At 55.5% G+C, this 17,801-nt stretch carries 19 protein-coding genes and 1 other RNA gene; 12 read left to right on the forward strand and 8 right to left on the reverse strand.

Going from position 1 to position 17,801, the window contains the following annotated elements; translation table 11 throughout:
* Positions 1-237: 237 nt before the first annotated feature.
* From MELB17_RS02565 to smpB, 6 genes are all read right to left on the reverse strand, one after another.
* Positions 238-960 (reverse strand): tyrosine-type recombinase/integrase, encoded by a 723-nt coding sequence (locus tag MELB17_RS02565; protein WP_007348572.1) that lies wholly within the window; start codon positions 958-960, stop codon positions 238-240.
* A 165-nt stretch (positions 961-1,125) separates the two neighbouring features.
* Positions 1,126-1,488, reverse strand: a transfer-messenger RNA (tmRNA) gene (ssrA, locus tag MELB17_RS23535).
* A gap of 57 nt (positions 1,489-1,545) precedes the next feature.
* On the reverse strand, positions 1,546-1,803 hold the full coding sequence (locus MELB17_RS25300) for a WS/DGAT domain-containing protein (RefSeq protein ID WP_007348573.1): 258 nt from the start codon (positions 1,801-1,803) through the stop codon (positions 1,546-1,548).
* Between the two features lie 36 nt (positions 1,804-1,839).
* Complete coding sequence (locus MELB17_RS25305; protein WP_007348574.1) at positions 1,840-2,061, reverse strand: hypothetical protein; 222 nt, start codon at positions 2,059-2,061, stop codon at positions 1,840-1,842.
* Positions 2,055-2,339 (reverse strand): wax ester/triacylglycerol synthase domain-containing protein, encoded by a 285-nt coding sequence (locus MELB17_RS25310; protein WP_007348575.1) that lies wholly within the window; start codon positions 2,337-2,339, stop codon positions 2,055-2,057. The genes MELB17_RS25305 and MELB17_RS25310 overlap by 7 nt, the downstream gene beginning before the upstream one ends.
* A gap of 45 nt (positions 2,340-2,384) precedes the next feature.
* On the reverse strand, positions 2,385-2,864 hold the full coding sequence (gene smpB, locus MELB17_RS02585) for an SsrA-binding protein SmpB (RefSeq protein ID WP_018404155.1): 480 nt from the start codon (positions 2,862-2,864) through the stop codon (positions 2,385-2,387).
* A gap of 297 nt (positions 2,865-3,161) precedes the next feature.
* Here smpB and MELB17_RS02590 point away from each other — a divergent pair, with 297 nt between their 5' ends.
* From MELB17_RS02590 to MELB17_RS02615, 6 genes are all read left to right on the forward strand, one after another.
* Positions 3,162-4,415: a site-specific integrase gene (locus MELB17_RS02590; protein WP_007348454.1), complete on the forward strand. Its 1,254-nt coding sequence runs from the start codon at positions 3,162-3,164 to the stop codon at positions 4,413-4,415.
* A complete protein-coding gene (locus tag MELB17_RS02595; RefSeq protein ID WP_227498758.1) occupies positions 4,394-5,359 on the forward strand; it encodes a tyrosine-type recombinase/integrase in 966 nt (321 codons plus the stop codon). Before MELB17_RS02590 ends, MELB17_RS02595 begins: the two co-directional genes overlap by 22 nt.
* Positions 5,356-6,366 (forward strand): tyrosine-type recombinase/integrase, encoded by a 1,011-nt coding sequence (locus MELB17_RS02600; RefSeq protein WP_007348452.1) that lies wholly within the window; start codon positions 5,356-5,358, stop codon positions 6,364-6,366. Before MELB17_RS02595 ends, MELB17_RS02600 begins: the two co-directional genes overlap by 4 nt.
* A 146-nt stretch (positions 6,367-6,512) precedes the next feature.
* Positions 6,513-7,997 (forward strand): sodium-dependent transporter, encoded by a 1,485-nt coding sequence (locus MELB17_RS02605; protein WP_007348577.1) that lies wholly within the window; start codon positions 6,513-6,515, stop codon positions 7,995-7,997.
* Positions 7,998-8,058: 61 nt separating this feature from the next.
* Positions 8,059-8,502 carry a type II toxin-antitoxin system RatA family toxin gene (locus tag MELB17_RS02610; protein ID WP_007348578.1) on the forward strand — a complete coding sequence of 148 codons (444 nt, stop codon included), beginning with the start codon at positions 8,059-8,061 and terminating at the stop codon, positions 8,500-8,502.
* Entirely contained in the window at positions 8,499-8,780 is a 282-nt protein-coding gene (locus tag MELB17_RS02615; RefSeq protein WP_007348579.1) for an RnfH family protein, read from the forward strand. Before MELB17_RS02610 ends, MELB17_RS02615 begins: the two co-directional genes overlap by 4 nt.
* Positions 8,781-8,803: 23 nt before the next feature.
* Here MELB17_RS02615 and MELB17_RS02620 read toward each other — a convergent pair whose 3' ends face one another.
* Positions 8,804-9,130, reverse strand: coding sequence for an outer membrane protein assembly factor BamE (locus MELB17_RS02620; RefSeq protein ID WP_007348580.1), 327 nt, complete (start codon positions 9,128-9,130; stop codon positions 8,804-8,806).
* Between the two features lie 122 nt (positions 9,131-9,252).
* On the opposite strand from MELB17_RS02620, the gene fur reads away from it, so the two are divergent.
* Positions 9,253-9,663, forward strand: a complete 411-nt coding sequence (fur, locus tag MELB17_RS02625; protein WP_007348581.1) for a ferric iron uptake transcriptional regulator — start codon at positions 9,253-9,255, stop codon at positions 9,661-9,663.
* 122 nt (positions 9,664-9,785) lie between these two features.
* Here the strand turns inward: fur and recN are convergent, their stop codons facing one another.
* Positions 9,786-11,462, reverse strand: coding sequence for a DNA repair protein RecN (gene recN / locus MELB17_RS02630; protein ID WP_007348582.1), 1,677 nt, complete (start codon positions 11,460-11,462; stop codon positions 9,786-9,788).
* Positions 11,463-11,712: 250 nt separating this feature from the next.
* On the opposite strand from recN, the gene grpE reads away from it, so the two are divergent.
* From grpE to carA, 5 genes are all read left to right on the forward strand, one after another.
* On the forward strand, positions 11,713-12,321 hold the full coding sequence (gene grpE, locus MELB17_RS02635; RefSeq protein WP_007348583.1) for a nucleotide exchange factor GrpE: 609 nt from the start codon (positions 11,713-11,715) through the stop codon (positions 12,319-12,321).
* Between the two features lie 91 nt (positions 12,322-12,412).
* Complete coding sequence (gene dnaK, locus MELB17_RS02640) at positions 12,413-14,338, forward strand: molecular chaperone DnaK (protein ID WP_007348584.1); 1,926 nt, start codon at positions 12,413-12,415, stop codon at positions 14,336-14,338.
* Positions 14,339-14,421: 83 nt separating this feature from the next.
* Positions 14,422-15,549, forward strand: coding sequence for a molecular chaperone DnaJ (gene dnaJ, locus MELB17_RS02645; RefSeq protein WP_007348585.1), 1,128 nt, complete (start codon positions 14,422-14,424; stop codon positions 15,547-15,549).
* A 58-nt stretch (positions 15,550-15,607) separates the two neighbouring features.
* Positions 15,608-16,411 (forward strand): 4-hydroxy-tetrahydrodipicolinate reductase, encoded by an 804-nt coding sequence (gene dapB / locus MELB17_RS02650; protein WP_007348586.1) that lies wholly within the window; start codon positions 15,608-15,610, stop codon positions 16,409-16,411.
* 227 nt (positions 16,412-16,638) lie between these two features.
* The gene (carA, locus tag MELB17_RS02655; protein ID WP_007348587.1) at positions 16,639-17,769 is read left to right on the forward strand and encodes a glutamine-hydrolyzing carbamoyl-phosphate synthase small subunit; all 1,131 of its coding nucleotides are present in this window, start codon (positions 16,639-16,641) and stop codon (positions 17,767-17,769) included.
* The last annotated feature ends 32 nt before the right edge of the window (positions 17,770-17,801 follow it).

The following is a 17,801-nucleotide window of genomic DNA, read 5'->3' on the forward strand; positions in this document are numbered from 1 at the left end:
AATAGTATCTAGAATTTTTATTTTTGCCTATGGCGCCATTAAGCTTTTAACAGCTGTTGCTTCGGGCTTTACAGCGTTCTTGATCTGGCCTCTAATCCCAAAACTGGTGGCGCTTCCAAGCGTCCGCTGAGCTTAAAGCCAGCAACGAGAATCTAAAAGAGGAAGTTGCACGAAGAAGCCTTTCTGAAGAACGACTCTTGCTTACCCAAAAAGAACTGGAGAAGAAAATAGGGGAACTTACCCAGGCTCGCGAAGACCTAGTCGTTGAAGCGGAAGAACGTCGGGGCTTGGGGAAACTTCTTGAACAACTTCGTCTGGACGCACGAGTGCGGGCTGATGTATCACTTGTGTTTTGGGTAGGTAGCCGGTCAGGTCTCGGGTTACGTCTGAGTCGACTCTTGAAGTTGCGACGGCATACCGGAATACCAGACTGATAAGGGTTTTGACCCTGTGCGCAGTTTCGATGTTGCCCTTTTTAACAATTCCATCAAGCACTTGCAGGATATCAACCGGCTGAATTGATCGAATTGGGCGCCGGGCGAGCTGAGGGAAGGTATAGATCTCCAGTCTTCTCCAATTCCGTACGGCATGTGCCTCTGTCACTTCAACGCAGTGCTTCTGCTGGTACCAGTCCTCACAAAGGGTGCGGAAGGTGTTCTCGCCATCGGATGTTCTTTGCGTGGACTCCTGTCGCCGATGAGCGCTAGGGTCTATGTACTGTTTGAGCAGCTCTTTGGCTGAATCACGCGCTTGCCGTGCCGCTGCTAAGGAAACTTGTGGGTAACCGCCAATTGATAGCGTCTTCTCGTTACCCGCAAAGCGGTACCTCAACCACCAATATTTTGACCCGCGCTTGATGACCAGTGTTAGGCCACCACCATCTGCGAGCTTCCGTATCTCGCCGGAACCCTTAGCATTTTTTACTTCGTTGGCAGAGAGCTTGTTGAGCAGGCGGGCCATGGTTGTCCGGTTTTGTGGGTAACGAGTTGTGGGTGGAGCGTGTTACCCACAAGTGAGCGTGGATGCCAATGGATCAATATGGATGAGACAGGCATAAAAAAAGCCCCGTTTCCGGGGCTTTAGGGCGTTTCAGTGGATCTCGCTGGACCTCCTAAAACTCTTGGTTGGTGGAGACGGCGGGAATTGAACCCGCGTCCGCCAGCACTGTGCCTTAGGATCTACATGCTTGTGTCCTTCTACTGATTTAACTTCAGGCTACCCGAAGGCCAGGGCGCAAGAAGCGAGTTCTTTAGATCTTAGTCGATAGCCAGTGAACTCTGGATAACGAAGCATCCCGTAAGCGATGACGTCCTGAAATGTAGCTCTGGGCTACGGGCGACCCAGTCAGGACGACTAGCAGCTTACGCTGCTAGTGAGTAGTTTTCGTCGTTTGCGACTATTGCGTTGCAGCTTTGGATTAACGAGATTCGCTGCCATCTCGACATGCACCCAAGGGTTCGCCACCAGCGTCGAAGCCATGTCGTCCCCTTAAGCACAGTATATGTGGCTACTCCGGCTGACTTCAAGGGCTGTGTGCCAGAGAATTTAAGCCGGTTGCTTGCGCTTGCGCTGAGGGGGCTTGGTTTTGACATTGGCAGCGCGTGGTTTTGCGGGGGTTTCAAGTCCGATACCGGCCGCTTCGGCCAGCTCGTAAAAGCTGTTGTGAAAGTAGTCCATGATGGCGTTGGGGCAGGCCTGGATGCCTTGGTCTACGGTAATGCCGAACTGCACGCTGCCGGCGTAGCTGAATATGCCAATGCCAATGCCAATGCCAATGCTGCCACTTTGCGGGACCCAGAACATGGGTTGGCGCCGGTTGCAGCGCACAGCAGCGTATCGTTAATGGTGCCGCCCATGGCTTTGGCGCAGGCCGGTTTTTGGATCAAAGGGCATCAAGCCCAGCTTCAGCAATTCCAGGGTGATATCGCCAGCGGTACCAATCAGGCGCAGAGCGTAGCCTGGCTCTGAGCGCAGTGACTGGAACAGAATACTCGCTTGCTGGCCTGCTACCTGGGCGCTGCTGACGGCCTTGTGCATCCAGCGGTTCAGGGGCTTTAGCACGGTTTTTTGGGGCCTGGCTGGGCGCGGCGGTGCACGTGGTTATCCAGGTTAAACAGCGGGTCGTTTTGCCAGTATACTTTGCTGCTTTTTTCCACAACGCGCTGGCGAAAACGACGAAATTTCAGAAAACGCTCGTTCAGCACCCGCTTCAGGTCGGCGATGGCGATGGGCGCGTCGAAAATCAGCACCGATGAAATCATCATCGGGTTTTCCGGCGTATCCATGCGCAACCAGAAAAGGTCGAACCCTGACATGGGGGTTTGCGTAATCTTGCCCATGCGCCTTTCCTATTTCTGTGCGCCGCCGTTATTTAGGGCGTTGTCTCAGATATTAGCCTCGCGCAACACCCGTTGCTTCTGGCGGTTCCAATCCCGTTCTTTTTCGGTGGCGCGCTTGTCGAACAGTTTTTTGCCTTTCACCAGCGCGATCTCGCATTTCACTTTGTTCTTTTTCCAATACAGCGCCAATGGTATGCAGGTACGGCCTTCTTGGCCGACTGAGTCCACAATTTTAGCGATTTCTTTGGCGTGCAATAACAGTTTTCGAGTTCGAGTAGGGTCTGCAATTACGTGGGTTGACGCAGTGGTCAGCGGCGTAATGTGGGTCCCCAATAGCCAGGCTTCGCCGCCTTTCAGCAGCACGTAAGAATCGGTCAGCTGTGTTTTGCCTGCGCGCATGGACTTTACTTCCCAGCCCAGCAGGGAAAGACCGGCCTCAAAGCGGTCATCAATGTGGTATTCGTGTTTGGCTTTTTTGTTCAGCGCGATGGTACTGCTTGAAGTACCGGGTTTTTTCTTGCTCATGAATCCGTTATCCGACGTCGCACGAATGTACCGGCCGGCGATTGCTGGTCCGGCAAAGCGGCTATTGTAGCTCAGGAGTGCCAGACCGGTCACGAATTCACCCGCCTGCTGGCAACAGGTCGTGCGCGATAACCGGTATCGGCTACAATTATCCTCACCCTATAATTATGCAAGGTTTGTTGGGCTATTCCGGCAAAGGCCAGTGGCGACGAAGCTTTTAGCTGTGTTGTAGCTATCGAGCTTTGCATAAAAACAGTGTTTCCTGTGGGCTCGTCCCTAACCGCAGGAGCACACACCATGCCCGCCGATAAAACCCTCACAAACCTTGTTCGCTACAACTGGCTGATTGATAGTCCGCTCGAGAGCGTCGTTTCATCCTACATTAAGGCGCTGCGAGGCCAGCGCTACGCTGATCGCACCATCAGAATCTATTTGGGCTGCCTTGCCCATTTTGGTTTCTGGCTTAAAGCTGAAGAGCTCGAGTTGACGCACGTCGATTCATCCCTTATTAAACGGTTCGTGCGCGAACACCTCCCGGCGTGCACCTGTCCCGTACCCTGCTACGATTCTGTAGGCTGCTCCGGAGCGGCGCTTCGGCATCTGCTCAAAATACTGATGCGTTCACAGCCATCGCCAACGATGGCGAAGGATCCAGTGACGATCGAGCTCACTCGGTTCGCCGAGTACTTAACGGATACTTGCGGGCTATCATCAGCCACCCGTGACAGCCGAGCTCAACACGTTGGGGCGTTCCTCTACGACGTAGGCGTTACTGATACCGTGAGCGTCTTGTCGCTGTCGGCGACCGACATAGATGCTTACTTTTCGACGCTGACGTCGCGCCTACGGCCGGCATCGCTGCGTATCGTGTGCAACAGTCTGCGTAGCTACTTTCGTTACCGTGCCGTGCGCGGTGACGAGACCGACGGGCTAGCGGCAGCGCTTCCACGAATCGCAGACTGGCGCCGGGCCACGTTGCCCAAGGTATTGTCGGACGCCGAACTAACGGCCTTTCTGGATGCCTTCGATCGCACGGACCCCGTTGGCCTGCGTGACTATGCCATCGCGCGCTGCCTGCTTGATCTGGGTTTACGCGGTCACGAAGTAACCTACCTCACGCTGGAGTCGATCGACTGGCGCAGGGCAATACTGACCATCAGCGGTACCAAAAGTAAACGCATTCAACAGCTTCCCCTGCCTGCGTCCACGGGAGAGGCGGTAGCGCAGTATCTGCGACAGGGACGCCCGCAGACGACGAGCCGCAGACTATTCGTCCGGCACCGGGCACCGCTCGACACGCCACTGAGCGTTCCGGCCATTCGCAATTCAATGAACCGCGCCTTTGTTCGTTGCGGTTTGCGCGATCAGTTCTGCAACACACACGTGCTGCGGCGAACGATGGCAACGCAGCTACAGCGCGCTGGGGTCTCAGTCAAAGAGATCGCCGACGTATTGCGTCACAAGAGTCTTGACACTGCCTACAGCTACGCCCGCGTTGACGTGGAGCAATTGCGCGCGATGGCACTGCCGTGGCCCGGGAGCCCGTCATGAGCGCCCGGTTGTCTTGGATGGCGCGGGTCGAAGCGTACCTGGCGTATCGTCGTCGTAACGGATTCGAGCTAACCATCGACGCAACGCAGCTTCAGTCATTTGCCCGTTTCGCGGATGAGGTCTCTCCTGAAGGGCATCTGACGGTGCCGCTCGCTGTCGCATGGGCACAGACTTCGCAGCTTAAGGCGTCGTTTACCTGGGCGCGCCGCATCGGGATTCTTCGCGGTTTCGCCCGCTTTTGCCAGCGCGAGGATCCGGCGACGGAGGTTCCACCGCGAAGTCTCTTTGGTTCGGCCCACCGGCGTCTCATCCCACACATCTACACAGAAGCCGAACTGTGCACACTGCTTGAAGCCACGCATGGCTTGGCGCCCACCGAGGGATTGCGTCCAGCAACTTGCCACTGTGTTTTTGGCTTGCTCGCCGCGACCGGGCTACGCATCGCCGAAGCACTGACACTAACCGCGGCTGACGTCGACATGGACAGTGGCGTTTTGCATATCCGCGAAGCGAAGTTCCATCAGCAGCGTCTCGTACCGCTGCATCCGAGCGTTACCGACTCGTTGCGCGCCTATGCACGACAGCGAGATAGGCTCGTGCCACGGCCTTGTTGTGACAAGTTCTTCCTGCGTGATGATGGCAGCGGCGTAAATCAGCCCAGCATGCTGTATGCCTTACAGAGGCTGTGTCAGCAACTGGACTGGCAAACGCGCGGTGACTATCAGCGTCACCGCCTGCATGACATCCGGCACACCTTCATCGTGAGAAGCATGCTGCGCCTCTATGAAGAGGGCGTAGATATTGATCGTGCCATTCTGGCGCTATCAACCTACGTCGGGCACGCCAAGGTGAGCGACACCTACTGGTATGTCACCGGCATTCCCGAACTGATGGCGATCGCCGCCGAACGCTTTCACCTCTATACGCAAGGAGAGGCGTCATGAACCCCTTGCTCACCGCTCCCACCGAATTCGGCGCGTTGCTCCAGCGCTTCTTCGCCGAGCGCTTGATCCAGCAACAGAACGTCAGCCCCCGAACAGTCGCTGCCTATCGCGATACCTTCAAGCTCTTGCTGAACTATGTGGGACGCGCAACGGGCAAGCCACCTGCCATGCTGGCACTGTGCGATGTCGATGCGGCCTTGGTGCTGAATTTCCTCACGCATCTCGAGACCGAACGGCACAACACCATTCGCACGCGCAATGCAAGATTGGCGGCGGTTCGTGCCTTTGCCCACTACGTCGCCTCACAAGCGCCGCCAGCTCTGCATCTTGCACAACAGATTCTCGCGATACCTATGAAACGCTTCGAACGACCCATGCTTGAGTTCCTGTCTCGCGACGAGGTTCGCGCGCTGCTTGCAGCCCCGGGTATAACGACCTGGTGCGGGCGCCGCGACACCGCCATGCTCACGGTGCTTTACAACACCGGCGCTCGGGTTTCCGAACTGATCGGCATCCGGGTGGCCGATATCACGTTGGCGGCAACCGCCTCTGTGCGCCTACATGGCAAGGGCCGCAAACAACGAACCGTGCCTCTATGGAAGGAAACGGCGAAGGAAATCCGGCAGTGGCTAAAATACGCCGACTTGCATGTCGAGCAACCCCTCATTCCAAACCGCAGCGGATTGCCAATGACGCGCACCAATGTGGCCGAACGACTGAACCTGGCCGTCAGCACCGCGACAAAGATGTGTCCACAGTTAGCAGGCCGCAGGATCTCGCCGCATACCTGGCGCCATACGACGGCCATGCACCTGTTGCAGGCGGGCGTCGATCTGACCGTGATCGCGTTGTGGCTCGGTCACGAAAGCCCCGTCACCACTCACGGCTATGTCGAAGCGGACATGGGCATGAAGGAGCGGGCCCTTGCCGCCATCACCCCACCTGCGACCCAGCACAAGCGCTACCGCCCGACGGACGCACTCCTCCAGTTCCTGGAAAGTCTCTGAAATTATGCAAACCTCCGCTCGCGCTCCGCCCCTGAAAATACCGCTTGTGTTCCGACGAACCTTGCATAATTATCGGGTGCAGATAATTTCGGTTATGCAAAGCTTCGCATAATCGAAATAGGTGTTCATTTTTGACCGGATCGTTCATGCCGCCGCATCTTCAGGCACAGATGGGATCGTTTACCCGCAAGTCCACGTTTTTTTGGGCGGCGACGGGCGCTACTGTGGGATTGGCCAACTTTTGGCAATTTCCCTATCTGGCCAGTCGCCACGGCGGCGGGCTTTTTATTCTGCTTTATTTGGCCTGCCTGTTGTTAATCACTCTGCCACTGGCGATTACCGAAGCGTCTTTTGGCCGCTATAGCCGTCATGGAATGGTGCGGGCGATGGACAACTTCGTGCTCACTGCCAAGCGTTCCCGCAATTGGGTGTGGCTGGGTTACTTGAGTGTGCTGGCGGCCTTTGTGGTGTTGTCTTATACCGCTGTATTTGGCGCTATTGCGCTGGCCTGGGTGTTTTATGGCGCCAGTGGGGACTTTACCGGTAATACCGCCGCCCACGCGGCAAGCGTATTATCACGCCTGGTGTCTGACCCGCAACGATACCCGGTGTTCATGGCCTGGCACGGTTTCTTTTTGTTGCTGATGGCCGGTGTGTCTATGCGCGGGGTGGTTCGCGGCCTGGAGCGGGCGTTTCGCCTGCTGGTGCCGGCCACTCTGATTTTGCTGGTGGGGTTTGTCGGATTTGCGGTTTATTTCGGTGAGGCGGGTGCCGCTATGGCCCGTTTTCTGGCGTTACATCCTCAAGATGTCACTATGGACAGCGTTAGAGCCGCGCTGTTTCATGCCTTTTTTACCCTTGGTTTGGGTGTGGGTGTGTGGGCCATTTTCGGTGCTTATAGCTCGCCACACACCCGTTTGAAACGCTCTGTTCTGGCCGTGGTTTTGCTGGATACGCTGGTTGCCGTGTTGGCTGGCCTGGCGCTGTTTGCGGTGGTAGTGGATGTCGATGGTAATCAAGCCAACAGGGGTTTTGGCCTGTTGTTTGTAGCCCTTCCTGCGGCGCTGGGCCAGTTGCCTGCCAGTCAGGTGGTTATTGCCCTGCTATTTTTGATGCTGGTGATGGTGATTTGGGCAAGTGCACTGGCGCTGATGGAGCCGGTGATTGGCTGGCTGCGGGAGCGCACGAATCTGTCGCGGGGCAAAGCGACCTTGCTGGTTCTGGTTTCCTGTTGGCTGTTGGGCCTGCTGTCGCTGTATTCATTGAATATATGGAGCAGTTATCGGCCCGCAGGCGCAACACTGTTTCGCTGGTTGGAGTTGATCTCTGGTGGCGTTTTTATACCGGTTGTTGGGGTGATGGTGTCGCTGTTTGCTGGCTGGTGCCTTACCCGCCGTTTATTGCAAAAAATTCTGGGCAATACGCCCGGCTGGTTGTTTGATGGCTGGTACCGGGTGATGCGTTGGGTGTTGCCGCTGGTGGTTGTGTACATAAGCCTGCAATACACAGTGTTTTCGCTAAGCCAGTGGTGCGATGGCGACAGTCGTACTTTCTGGTGCGATGGCAACGCCCAGGCCGAAGTGGGTCTAGCCCCGCAAAGACTGCCAGAAGCACGTTTATCCTCGAGTTAGTACCAGGTTTACCCTTTTATTAGCAGGTTTACCCCTTTATTAGACAGGACCGTTTTACCCAATGGCTCATCAGATTGATAAAACCGCGTTGGTGTGGCATTCCGCCGAGCGCATGTTTCACCTGGTTAATGACGTAGCCCGTTATCCGGAATTTCTGCCGTGGTGTCGCAGCGCCAGTGTGCAGCAGCAAGATGAGCAGCATGTTACTGCTTCGATGGAAATTGCCAAAGGCGGTTTGAGCCATATTCTCACTACGCGCAACCAGCTTTTGATACCCGAAGTCATCGAGATGCAGTTGGTGGACGGGCCTTTTAGCAATCTTAGCGGGCGCTGGCACTTCAAGCCGCTACAAGACAACGCCTGCAAGGTGATTCTGACTCTGGAGTTTGAATTTTCCGGATCTTTGGCGCGGATGACCTTCGGGCCCATTTTCAATCAGGCGGCCAATACTATGGTCGACGCGTTTTGTCGGCGGGCAGATGTTGTTTATGGAGAAAGCTCATGAGCATTCGGATAGAAGTGGCTTACGCGTTGCCTGAACGGCAGGAAATTGTAACGGTGGATGTTCCTGAGGGCACCAGCATGTTGGACGCAGTCAAAGCGTCGTCTATCTGTGAGCGCTTCCCGGGGCTGGATCCTGACAACACTGACATGGGCATTTTTGGTAAGGCAATAAAACAACCAGGCCAGCATAAGGTGCAAGTGGGCGACCGTATAGAACTGTACCGCCCGCTCATGATTGACCCCAAGCAGGCCCGATTGAACAGAGCTCAAAAACAGTAGGCGCTTATAGCGCCAGCTTAGCCTTAGTAGGCGGGCGTCTTTTCCAGCAGTTCTGCTTCGTAGTGGGAGAAGCGGTCATCATCGTAATACACGATAATGCGCTGTTCTTCGATGTCTCCGCCTGCACGCTGGAACGTGTAAACGTAATATTCCCTTGATGTGTCTACAGGATTGAGCATCAGCGGTGAGCCCATCACCGCGTGAACCTGGTTGCGGGGCATGCCTTCCGTCAGTGCGGTCAGCTCTTTGTTGGTGACAATATTGCCTTGTTGGACGTTGATTTTATAAACGCCGGGAAAGGCACAGCCAGCCAGAAAAAGAGTGAGAATAAGAGCTATGAGCTTTTGCATCGCCGGGGAAAATCCTCTATCTTGAAAATGCCTGCCAATGGCAGATGTAGCACGGGTTGATCCTAAAATGGCGGCCCCATCATACCGGAAGCCGCAAGGCACACCAACGAGTGAATAGTAATATGCCATCTGAAAACGCCGAATTACGAAAAGTCGGTCTGAAGGTTACTCTTCCGCGGGTAAAAATCTTCGGTATTCTTGAAAGCGCCACGCAGCACCACATGAGCGCAGAAGATGTTTACAAAAAGCTTCTGGAACAGGGTGATGATGTAGGGCTGGCGACCGTTTACCGGGTGTTGACCCAATTCGAATCAGCGGGCCTGGTACTGCGGCACAACTTTGAAGGCGGCCATGCGGTATTCGAAATGGCCAGCGAATACCATCACGACCATATCGTATGTACTGAAACCGGAAAAGTCATCGAATTTTTTGATCAGGTGATTGAAGACCGCCAGCAAATCATTGCGGCCGAGCACGGTTACGAGATTGTCGATCACAGCCTGACGTTGTACGTAAAGCCCATCAAGTCATAAGCCGACTCACGCTCAAGCATTTCCCCAGGCGCAAAAAAGGGGGCGGGTTTCTGGCCCGCCCCGAAAACTCTCGGAGTGGAGAGTGGAGAGTGAAGGGTAGAAAGTAGAGAGGGGGAATGCTGCTAGTGATGGGTTGCCTGTCCCTTGCTGTACATTTCTTTGGCGTGGGCAATGGTCTGTGCTGTCATATCTACGCCGCCCAACATGCGGGCGACTTCGCTGATCCGGCCCTGATCGTCCAGGGCTTCGATTTTCGAGAAGGTGGCTTCCTGCTCTGTGAACTTGCTAACGAACAGGTGTTGATGGCACTGGGCTGCCACTTGCGGCAAGTGGGTAACACACAACACTTGACCGTTTTCGCCGAGTGCTCGCAGTAGTTTGCCCACGACTTCGGCTGTGCCACCGCCAATCCCTACGTCTACTTCGTCGAACACCAATGTCGGTGTGGTAGAGGTTTGCGCTACCACCACTTGAATGGCCAGACTGATCCGCGACAGCTCGCCGCCCGAGGCGACTTTCGCCAGTGGCCGCGCCGGCTGGCCGGGATTGGCGCTAACCAGAAATTCGATGTCTTCGTGGCCATGAGCCGCCGGCTCGTCACGGTTGTCTGCCAGCTGCGTCACAAACTGCATATTGGGCATGCTCAGTTGAGCCAGTTCTGCCGCTACGCGAACGTCTAGATTCACCGCCGCGTGCTGGCGCAACTGTGTCAGTTTGTCGGCCAGCGCGTTGTATTCCAGCAGCTGCTCGTCCAATTCGGCCTGAAGCTGCTCCAGACTGCCGGCGCCGCCGTCCAGATCGGCCAGTTCGCTATTCAGCCGCTGGTGCAGTTCGAACAGCTGTTCGGGCATGATGCGATGCTTGCGCGCCATCTGATAAATCGCACTCAAGCGATCTTCTATTTCTGCAAGGCGTTGTGGGTCCGCTTCGTAATCATCAACAAAGCGGCGCAGATTGTCGCCGGCTTCGCTGATTTGTATTTGTGCTTCGCTCAGCATTTGCAGAGTGTCGGCCAGTGCTGGAATTTCCGTTGGCAGCTTCTCAAGTTGCTGAAGCACCTGGCGCACCAGTGCGGCAGCGCTGGTGTCGTCTTCCGAGCACAGTAAAGCCGCCTGATTGCTGTGGTGCAAAATGGTGTCAGCCTGGCTCAACTCCTGTTGTTGCCGTTCCAGCTGCTGCTGCTCGCGTTCTTGCAGGTCCAGGCGGTCCAGCTCTTCTACCTGATAGCGCAACAGTTGCAGTCGGGCCTCGGTTTCATCGGCGTTGTTCTGGCGCTCGACCATTTTCTGGCGGGTTTTATTCCACCCGATCCAGGCTTGACGGGTTTGCCCGGCCAGTTCATCGGCGCCAGCGTATTCATCCACCAAGGTACGGTGGGTGTCCTTGCGCAGTAAGGATTGGTGTTGGTGCTGGCTGTGAATGTCCATCAGCAGGCCACCCAGTTCTTTCAGATGGCTTAGCGGGCAAGGTTGGCCGTTGATGTAGGCGCGGGAGCGACCGTCGCGGCTGATGGCGCGGCGTAAGATGCAGTCGTTATGATCGTCCAGCTCTTGCTGTTCCAGCCAGCTGCGCGCAGCCGTAATAGCTGAAATATCGAAGGTGGCGGTAATGTCAGCCCGCTTCGCGCCATAACGTACAGCGCCGGCGTCTGCGCGCCCGCCCATGGCAAGGCCAAGCGCATCCAGCACAATCGATTTGCCGGCACCGGTTTCCCCGGTAAGGGCGGTCATGCCTTTATGGAAGTGCAGTTCCACCCGTTCCGCGATGGCGTAATTGGAAACCGTTAGCTGTGTGAGCATGCCGAAACCTCCGCTCGATGTCTGGATACTGTTTTTTCATACAGTGACTGTGAATATATACAGGCTTTTTGATGGTTGCAAACTCTGTGGCGTCAACTTTGTTGCAAAATGCGTCGCGTATCGGTTGAAACTGCGTCGCGGGACCCCATATCGACTTGCAAATACCTCGTTCCGGCCGCTATGGCGGTTATCCGAATATAGAGAGTAGGCCGTGGCTATACCGGTCGTGTTTTATTCACCAGGAGTAGTCATGAGCACTGACGAAAAACGCAACGAGCAATTTGCAGACGAGCTGCAACACGCTGTAGACAATGCCGCAGAAGAAAACGCAGAAGCAGCCGAGGCGGCGCCAGAAAGCTCGCCATCCGCCGACCTTGAAGCACTGCAGGCAAAGGTCCAGGAGTTTCAGGAGCAGGTGCTGCGTTCACAGGCAGAAATGCAGAATGTACGCCGTCGCGCCGAAAACGACGTCGAAAAAGCCCACAAATTTGCGGTAGAAAAGTTCGTTAAGGAACTGCTGCCGGTGGTAGACAGTCTGGAAAAAGCGGTTGAAAGCACCGAAGGTCACGACTCTTCTGGTGACTTGGTGACGTCCATTCGCCAAGGCGTAGAGCTTACCCTCGATATGTTCCTGTCTGGCCTCAAGAAGTTTAACGTTGAGCGCCTGAATCCTGTAGGCGAACCGTTTGATCCGCAATACCACGAGGCGATGTCTATGGTGCCAGCGCCTAACGCCGAGCCTAACAGCGTGGTTGCGGTTATGCAGAAAGGCTATTTGTTGAATGGCAGGGTTGTGCGCCCGGCCATGGTGATGGTGGCCAAGCCTCAAGATGCACCAAAAATTGATGAGCAGGCTTGAAAAATAGCTTAAAGCGCCAATATAGCTTTTAACCAGAACAGTCCGGAGCGATCCTCCGACCCCAGCATTCAGAAAGATTTGGAGTGACTTAATGAGCAGGATTATCGGTATTGACTTAGGCACAACCAACTCTTGCGTCGCCGTTATGGACGGTGGCAAGGTTAAGGTTATTGAAAACTCCGAAGGCGATCGCACCACGCCGTCGATCATCGCCTACACCGACGACAACGAAATTCTGGTGGGTCAGTCTGCCAAGCGTCAGGCTGTTACTAACCCGTACAACACCCTCTATGCGATCAAGCGTTTGATCGGCCGTCGGTTCCAAGACGATGTTGTGCAAAAAGACATCAAAATGGTGCCTTACAAAATCGCCAAGGCCGACAACGGCGATGCTTGGGTAGATGTAAAAGGTCAGAAAATGGCTCCGCCGCAGATTTCCGCGGAAATTTTGAAGAAAATGAAGAAAACCGCCGAAGATTATTTGGGCGAGAAAGTGACTGAAGCCGTTATTACCGTTCCGGCATATTTTAACGACAGCCAGCGTCAGGCGACCAAAGATGCTGGCAAAATTGCCGGTCTCGACGTTAAGCGTATTATCAACGAGCCGACTGCTGCTGCTCTGGCCTACGGTATGGACAAGAAAGGCGGCGACCGCACCATCGCGGTTTACGACCTGGGTGGTGGTACTTTTGACCTGTCGATCATCGAAATTGCCGATGTAGACGGCGAGCACCAGTTTGAAGTGTTGGCCACCAATGGCGACACCTTTCTGGGCGGTGAAGACTTCGATATGAAAATCATCGAATTTTTGGCCGACCAGTTCAAGAAAGATAGCGGTATTGATTTGCGCGGCGACTCATTGGCCATGCAGCGTCTGAAAGAAGCTGGCGAAAAAGCAAAAATCGAGCTTTCCAGTAGCCAGCAGACCGACGTGAACCTGCCGTACATTACTGCTGATGCCAGCGGCCCCAAGCACATGAACGTCAAGCTGACTCGTGCCAAGCTGGAGTCCTTGGTAGAAGACCTGGTGCAGCGCACTCTCGAGCCGTGTAAAGTCGCTTTGAAAGACTCGGGTCTGAGCCTCGATCAGATCGACGAAGTTATTCTGGTCGGCGGCCAAACCCGTATGCCGCTGGTGCAGGAAAAAGTAAAAGAGTTCTTCGGGAAAGAAGCTCGTAAAGACGTTAACCCAGATGAAGCTGTTGCTATGGGCGCCGCCATTCAGGCCGCCGTGTTGTCTGGCGATGTGAAAGACGTACTGTTGCTGGACGTAACCCCTCTGAGCCTGGGTATCGAAACCATGGGTGGTGTGGCAACGTCGCTGATCGACAAGAACACCACGATTCCGACCAAGAAGTCGCAGACTTTCTCTACAGCGGACGACAGTCAAACAGCGGTAACCATTCACGTGGTTCAGGGCGAGCGCAAGCAAGCCACGCAGAACAAGTCACTAGGCCGTTTCGATTTGGCTGATATTCCGCCTGCACCGCGTGGCGTACCGCAGATCGAAGTGACTTTTGACATCGACGCCAACGGTATTCTGAACGTGTCTGCCAAAGACAAAGCGACCGGTAAAGAGCAGTCCATCGTGATCAAGGCCTCTTCCGGCCTGAACGATGAAGAAATCGAAAAAATGGTGCGTGACGCCGAAGCCAACGCTGACGAAGACCGCAAGTTTGAAGAGCTGGTTCAGGCCCGCAACCAGGGCGACGCCATGGTTCACGCGGTGCGTAAAACCTTAAAGGACGCCGGCGATAAAGTCAGCGACAGCGAGAAAGAGTCGATTGAAGCTTCTGTGACTGAACTGGAAGAAGCGCTGAAAGGTTCTGACAAGGACGACATCCAGGCTAAGACTGAGAAGCTGACTGAGGTTTCCGGCGAATTGGCCAAGAAGATGTACGCCGATCAGGCGGAGCAGGGCCAGCCGGCGGAAGGGCAGGAAAAGGCCCAGTCGAACACCGCTGATGACGCTGTTGACGCTGAGTTCGAAGAAGTGAAGGACGACGATAAGCGTTAATCGATTGACCTAGATTTTTGCCAGTAGTTGGAAAACGCGGGTCGCTCCCGCGTTTTCCTCGTTATAACCACGGGATTTGAAGTATGGCCAAGCGCGACTATTACGAGACTCTCGGCGTAAGCCGGGACGCGGACGACAAAGAAGTAAAGCGGGCGTATCGCAAGCTTGCAATGAAGTATCACCCGGACCGCAACCCGGACGATAAAGACGCCGACAACAAATTCAAAGAAGCCAGTGAGGCCTACGAAATACTCGCAGACGCCAACAAACGTGCGGCCTACGACCAGTTTGGCCATGCCGGCGTTGACGGCCAGGGCGGCGGTGGCTTTGGTGGCGGTAATGGGAATTTCTCGGATATTTTTGGCGACGTATTCGGCGATATTTTTGGAGGCGGTGGTGGCCGTGGCCGCAACACCCGCGGCTCCGATTTACGCTACACTCTGGACCTGGACCTGGAAGAAGCTGTTAAAGGCAGAACGGTTAAAATCACCATTCCTGGCCATCGTGAATGCGAAACCTGTGATGGCAGTGGTGCCGAGAAAGGCTCGCGCCCCGAAGCCTGTGGCACCTGTAAAGGTATGGGCCAGGTGCGTATGCAGCAGGGTTTTTTCACCGTGCAGCAAGCGTGCCCCACCTGCCGTGGCGCAGGTAAGGTTATCAAGAATCCGTGCAGTAAGTGCCACGGTCAGGGCCGGGTGAAAGAAGAGAAAACCCTATCGGTTAAAGTGCCCCCCGGCGTGGATACCGGCGACCGTATCCGTTTGTCTGGTGAAGGCGAAATGGGCATAGAGGGCGGCCCCCCTGGCGACCTGTATGTGCAAATGGCCGTGCGCGAGCACTCCATCTTCACCCGCGACGGTCGTAACCTGTATTGCGAAGTGCCCATCAGTATTGTTGATGCCGCTTTGGGTGGTGAGCTGGAAGTGCCAACGCTGGATGGCCGCGTGAAGCTAAAAATACCTGCCGAGACCCAAACCGGAAAATTGTTCCGCCTGCGCAACAAAGGCGTGGCACCGGTGCGTGGTGGCGGTGCTGGCGACTTGCTGTGTCGGGTGACCATCGAAACCCCGGTACGTCTGACCAAGCGCCAGAAAGAACTGTTGAATGAGTTTCAGGATACCCTCGACAGCGGTGACGGCGACCAGCACGGCCCGAAGAAAACATCGTGGTTTAGGGGTGTGAAGAGCTTCTTCGACGAAACCAAGTTCTGAGGGTTCGCAGATGCGAGTACTGAGGGCTTATATAGATGCAAGAACTGAGGGTTTATAGATGAAGGTAGCCATCATCGGTGCTGCGGGGCGCATGGGAAAAGTACTGATCGAAGCCGTTGACGGCACGGATGGCCTGCAACTAGGCGCGGCTATTGTTGAGCCCGGCAACAGCCTGATTGGCGCTGACGCCGGCGACATGACCGGCATCGGAAAAACCGGTGTTGCCATGGCCGGCAGCCTGGCGGACGTGAAAGATGATTTCGACGTGCTGATCGACTTCACCTTTCCAGATCTTACCTTGGAAAACGCCCGCTTCTGCCTGGCCCACGGTAAATCCCACGTTATTGGTACCACTGGATTGTCTGACGCCGAAAAGCAACAACTGGCACAAGTGGCCGAAAACGTGCCGGTGGTGTTTGCCCCTAACATGAGTGTGGGCGTGAACGTCGTGCTGAACTTGCTGCGCACTGCGGCGGCCGCGCTGGGTGACGACTACGACGTTGAAATCATCGAAGCCCACCACCGTCACAAGAAAGACGCGCCCTCCGGCACCGCGCTGCGTATGGGTGAAGTGGTTGCCGATGCGCTGGGCCGCGACCTGAAAGAATGCGCTGTTTACGGCCGCGAAGGCTTCACCGGCGAACGTACCCGCAAAGAAATCGGCTTTGAAACCATTCGCGCGGGCGACGTTGTGGGCGATCACACCGTCCTGTTTGCCACCGAAGGCGAGCGCATCGAAATCACCCACAAAGCCACCAGTCGCATGACCTTCGCCAAAGGCGCAATGCGTGCCGCGCTGTGGCTGAAAGACAAGCCAGCCGGCTTGTATGATATGCAAGATGTGTTGGAATTGAAGCAATAACGCCATCGGGCGGTTTCCTTGTGGACAAAAAGCGCCTTATTTTCTACAATAGGGCGCTTTAACTGCATAAAGCGTAGATTTTACAGCGCCACGGGAAACATCTTTCGTTCCCGTAGGACAAAACAGCGGGACGGAGCCATAACTCCCTCTCGCTTTTTTGCGACCTGAATTTGCGCCTGCGCTCCCGTTCATGACGAACATGACGCCACTCGATGAGGATAGAAGCCTTGAGTACACCCGCAATCCTTGCACTCGCAGACGGCAGCCTGTTTTACGGCACCGCTATTGGCGTTGACGGCGAAACCAGCGGCGAAGTGGTGTTTAACACCGCCATGACCGGCTATCAGGAAATACTGACCGACCCTTCCTACGCTCGCCAGCTGGTTACACTTACGTATCCGCACATTGGCAATACCGGCGTAAACCCGGAAGACGTGGAATCAGACCGCATACACGCCGCCGCTCTGATCATTCGCGACCTGCCACTGGCAGCCAGTAATTGGCGCAGCACCCAGAGCTTGGACGGCTATTTGCGCGACAACAATATTGTGGGCATTGCCGATATTGACACCCGTCGCCTCACCCGAATTCTGCGCGACAAAGGCTCCCAGAGCGGCGCCGTCGTCGCCGGCGAAAGCGCTACTGCCGAACGTGCTCTGGAATTAGCAAAAGCCTTTCCAGGTTTGAAAGGAATGGACCTGGCGAAAGAAGTCAGCTCGAAAGACGTTAGCCACTGGACAGAAACGGCGTGGGACCTGGTCAATGGTTACGGCCAGCAGGACAGCCCGCACTTTAAAATCGTGGCTTACGACTACGGTATTAAACTGAACATTCTGCGCATGCTGGCATCGCGCGGTTGCGACATCACCGTTGTGCCGGCACAAACGCCTGCAGCCGACGTGTTGGTGATGAATCCGGACGGCGTGTTCCTGTCCAATGGCCCCGGTGATCCTGAGCCCTGCGATTACGCCATAAAAGCCATTCAGGACATTTTGGAAGCCGACCTGCCGGTGTTTGGTATCTGCTTGGGTCACCAGCTTCTGGCCTTGGCTAGCGGTGCCAAAACCATGAAGATGAACCACGGCCACCACGGTGCTAACCATCCGGTGCAGTGCCTGGCTGATGGCACCGTCATGATCACCAGCCAGAATCACGGTTTTGCCGTAGACGAGGCCAGCCTGCCGGCGAATCTGGAGGCTACTCACAAGTCGCTGTTTGATGGCACCCTGCAAGGTTTGCGCCGCACCGATAAAGCCGCGTTTAGCTTTCAGGGCCACCCGGAAGCCAGTCCTGGCCCCCACGATGTGGCGCCACTGTTTGACCAGTTTATCCGCTCGATGGAAGCCCGGCGCGGCTAAAGTAAAGGCGAGTGAGGTCGGCCAATGGCCTC

Source organism: Marinobacter sp. ELB17 (assembly GCF_000169375.1).
Classification (GTDB): Bacteria; Pseudomonadota; Gammaproteobacteria; order Pseudomonadales; family Oleiphilaceae; genus Marinobacter.

Bases quoted from the DNA above. Each gene is read 5' to 3' on its own strand.
- MELB17_RS02565 (WP_007348572.1), bottom strand. From the start codon at position 960: ATGGCCCGCCTGCTCAACAAGCTCTCTGCCAACGAAGTAAAAAATGCT.
- MELB17_RS25300 (WP_007348573.1), bottom strand. From the start codon at position 1,803: ATGTTCTGGGTCCCGCAAAGTGGCAGCATTGGCATTGGCATTGGCATT.
- MELB17_RS25310 (WP_007348575.1), bottom strand. From the start codon at position 2,339: ATGGGCAAGATTACGCAAACCCCCATGTCAGGGTTCGACCTTTTCTGG.
- smpB (WP_018404155.1), bottom strand. From the start codon at position 2,864: ATGAGCAAGAAAAAACCCGGTACTTCAAGCAGTACCATCGCGCTGAAC.
- MELB17_RS02590 (WP_007348454.1), top strand. From the start codon at position 3,162: ATGCCCGCCGATAAAACCCTCACAAACCTTGTTCGCTACAACTGGCTG.
- MELB17_RS02600 (WP_007348452.1), top strand. From the start codon at position 5,356: ATGAACCCCTTGCTCACCGCTCCCACCGAATTCGGCGCGTTGCTCCAG.
- MELB17_RS02605 (WP_007348577.1), top strand. From the start codon at position 6,513: ATGCCGCCGCATCTTCAGGCACAGATGGGATCGTTTACCCGCAAGTCC.
- MELB17_RS02610 (WP_007348578.1), top strand. From the start codon at position 8,059: ATGGCTCATCAGATTGATAAAACCGCGTTGGTGTGGCATTCCGCCGAG.
- MELB17_RS02615 (WP_007348579.1), top strand. From the start codon at position 8,499: ATGAGCATTCGGATAGAAGTGGCTTACGCGTTGCCTGAACGGCAGGAA.
- MELB17_RS02620 (WP_007348580.1), bottom strand. From the start codon at position 9,130: ATGCAAAAGCTCATAGCTCTTATTCTCACTCTTTTTCTGGCTGGCTGT.
- fur (WP_007348581.1), top strand. From the start codon at position 9,253: ATGCCATCTGAAAACGCCGAATTACGAAAAGTCGGTCTGAAGGTTACT.
- recN (WP_007348582.1), bottom strand. From the start codon at position 11,462: ATGCTCACACAGCTAACGGTTTCCAATTACGCCATCGCGGAACGGGTG.
- grpE (WP_007348583.1), top strand. From the start codon at position 11,713: ATGAGCACTGACGAAAAACGCAACGAGCAATTTGCAGACGAGCTGCAA.
- dnaK (WP_007348584.1), top strand. From the start codon at position 12,413: ATGAGCAGGATTATCGGTATTGACTTAGGCACAACCAACTCTTGCGTC.
- dnaJ (WP_007348585.1), top strand. From the start codon at position 14,422: ATGGCCAAGCGCGACTATTACGAGACTCTCGGCGTAAGCCGGGACGCG.
- dapB (WP_007348586.1), top strand. From the start codon at position 15,608: ATGAAGGTAGCCATCATCGGTGCTGCGGGGCGCATGGGAAAAGTACTG.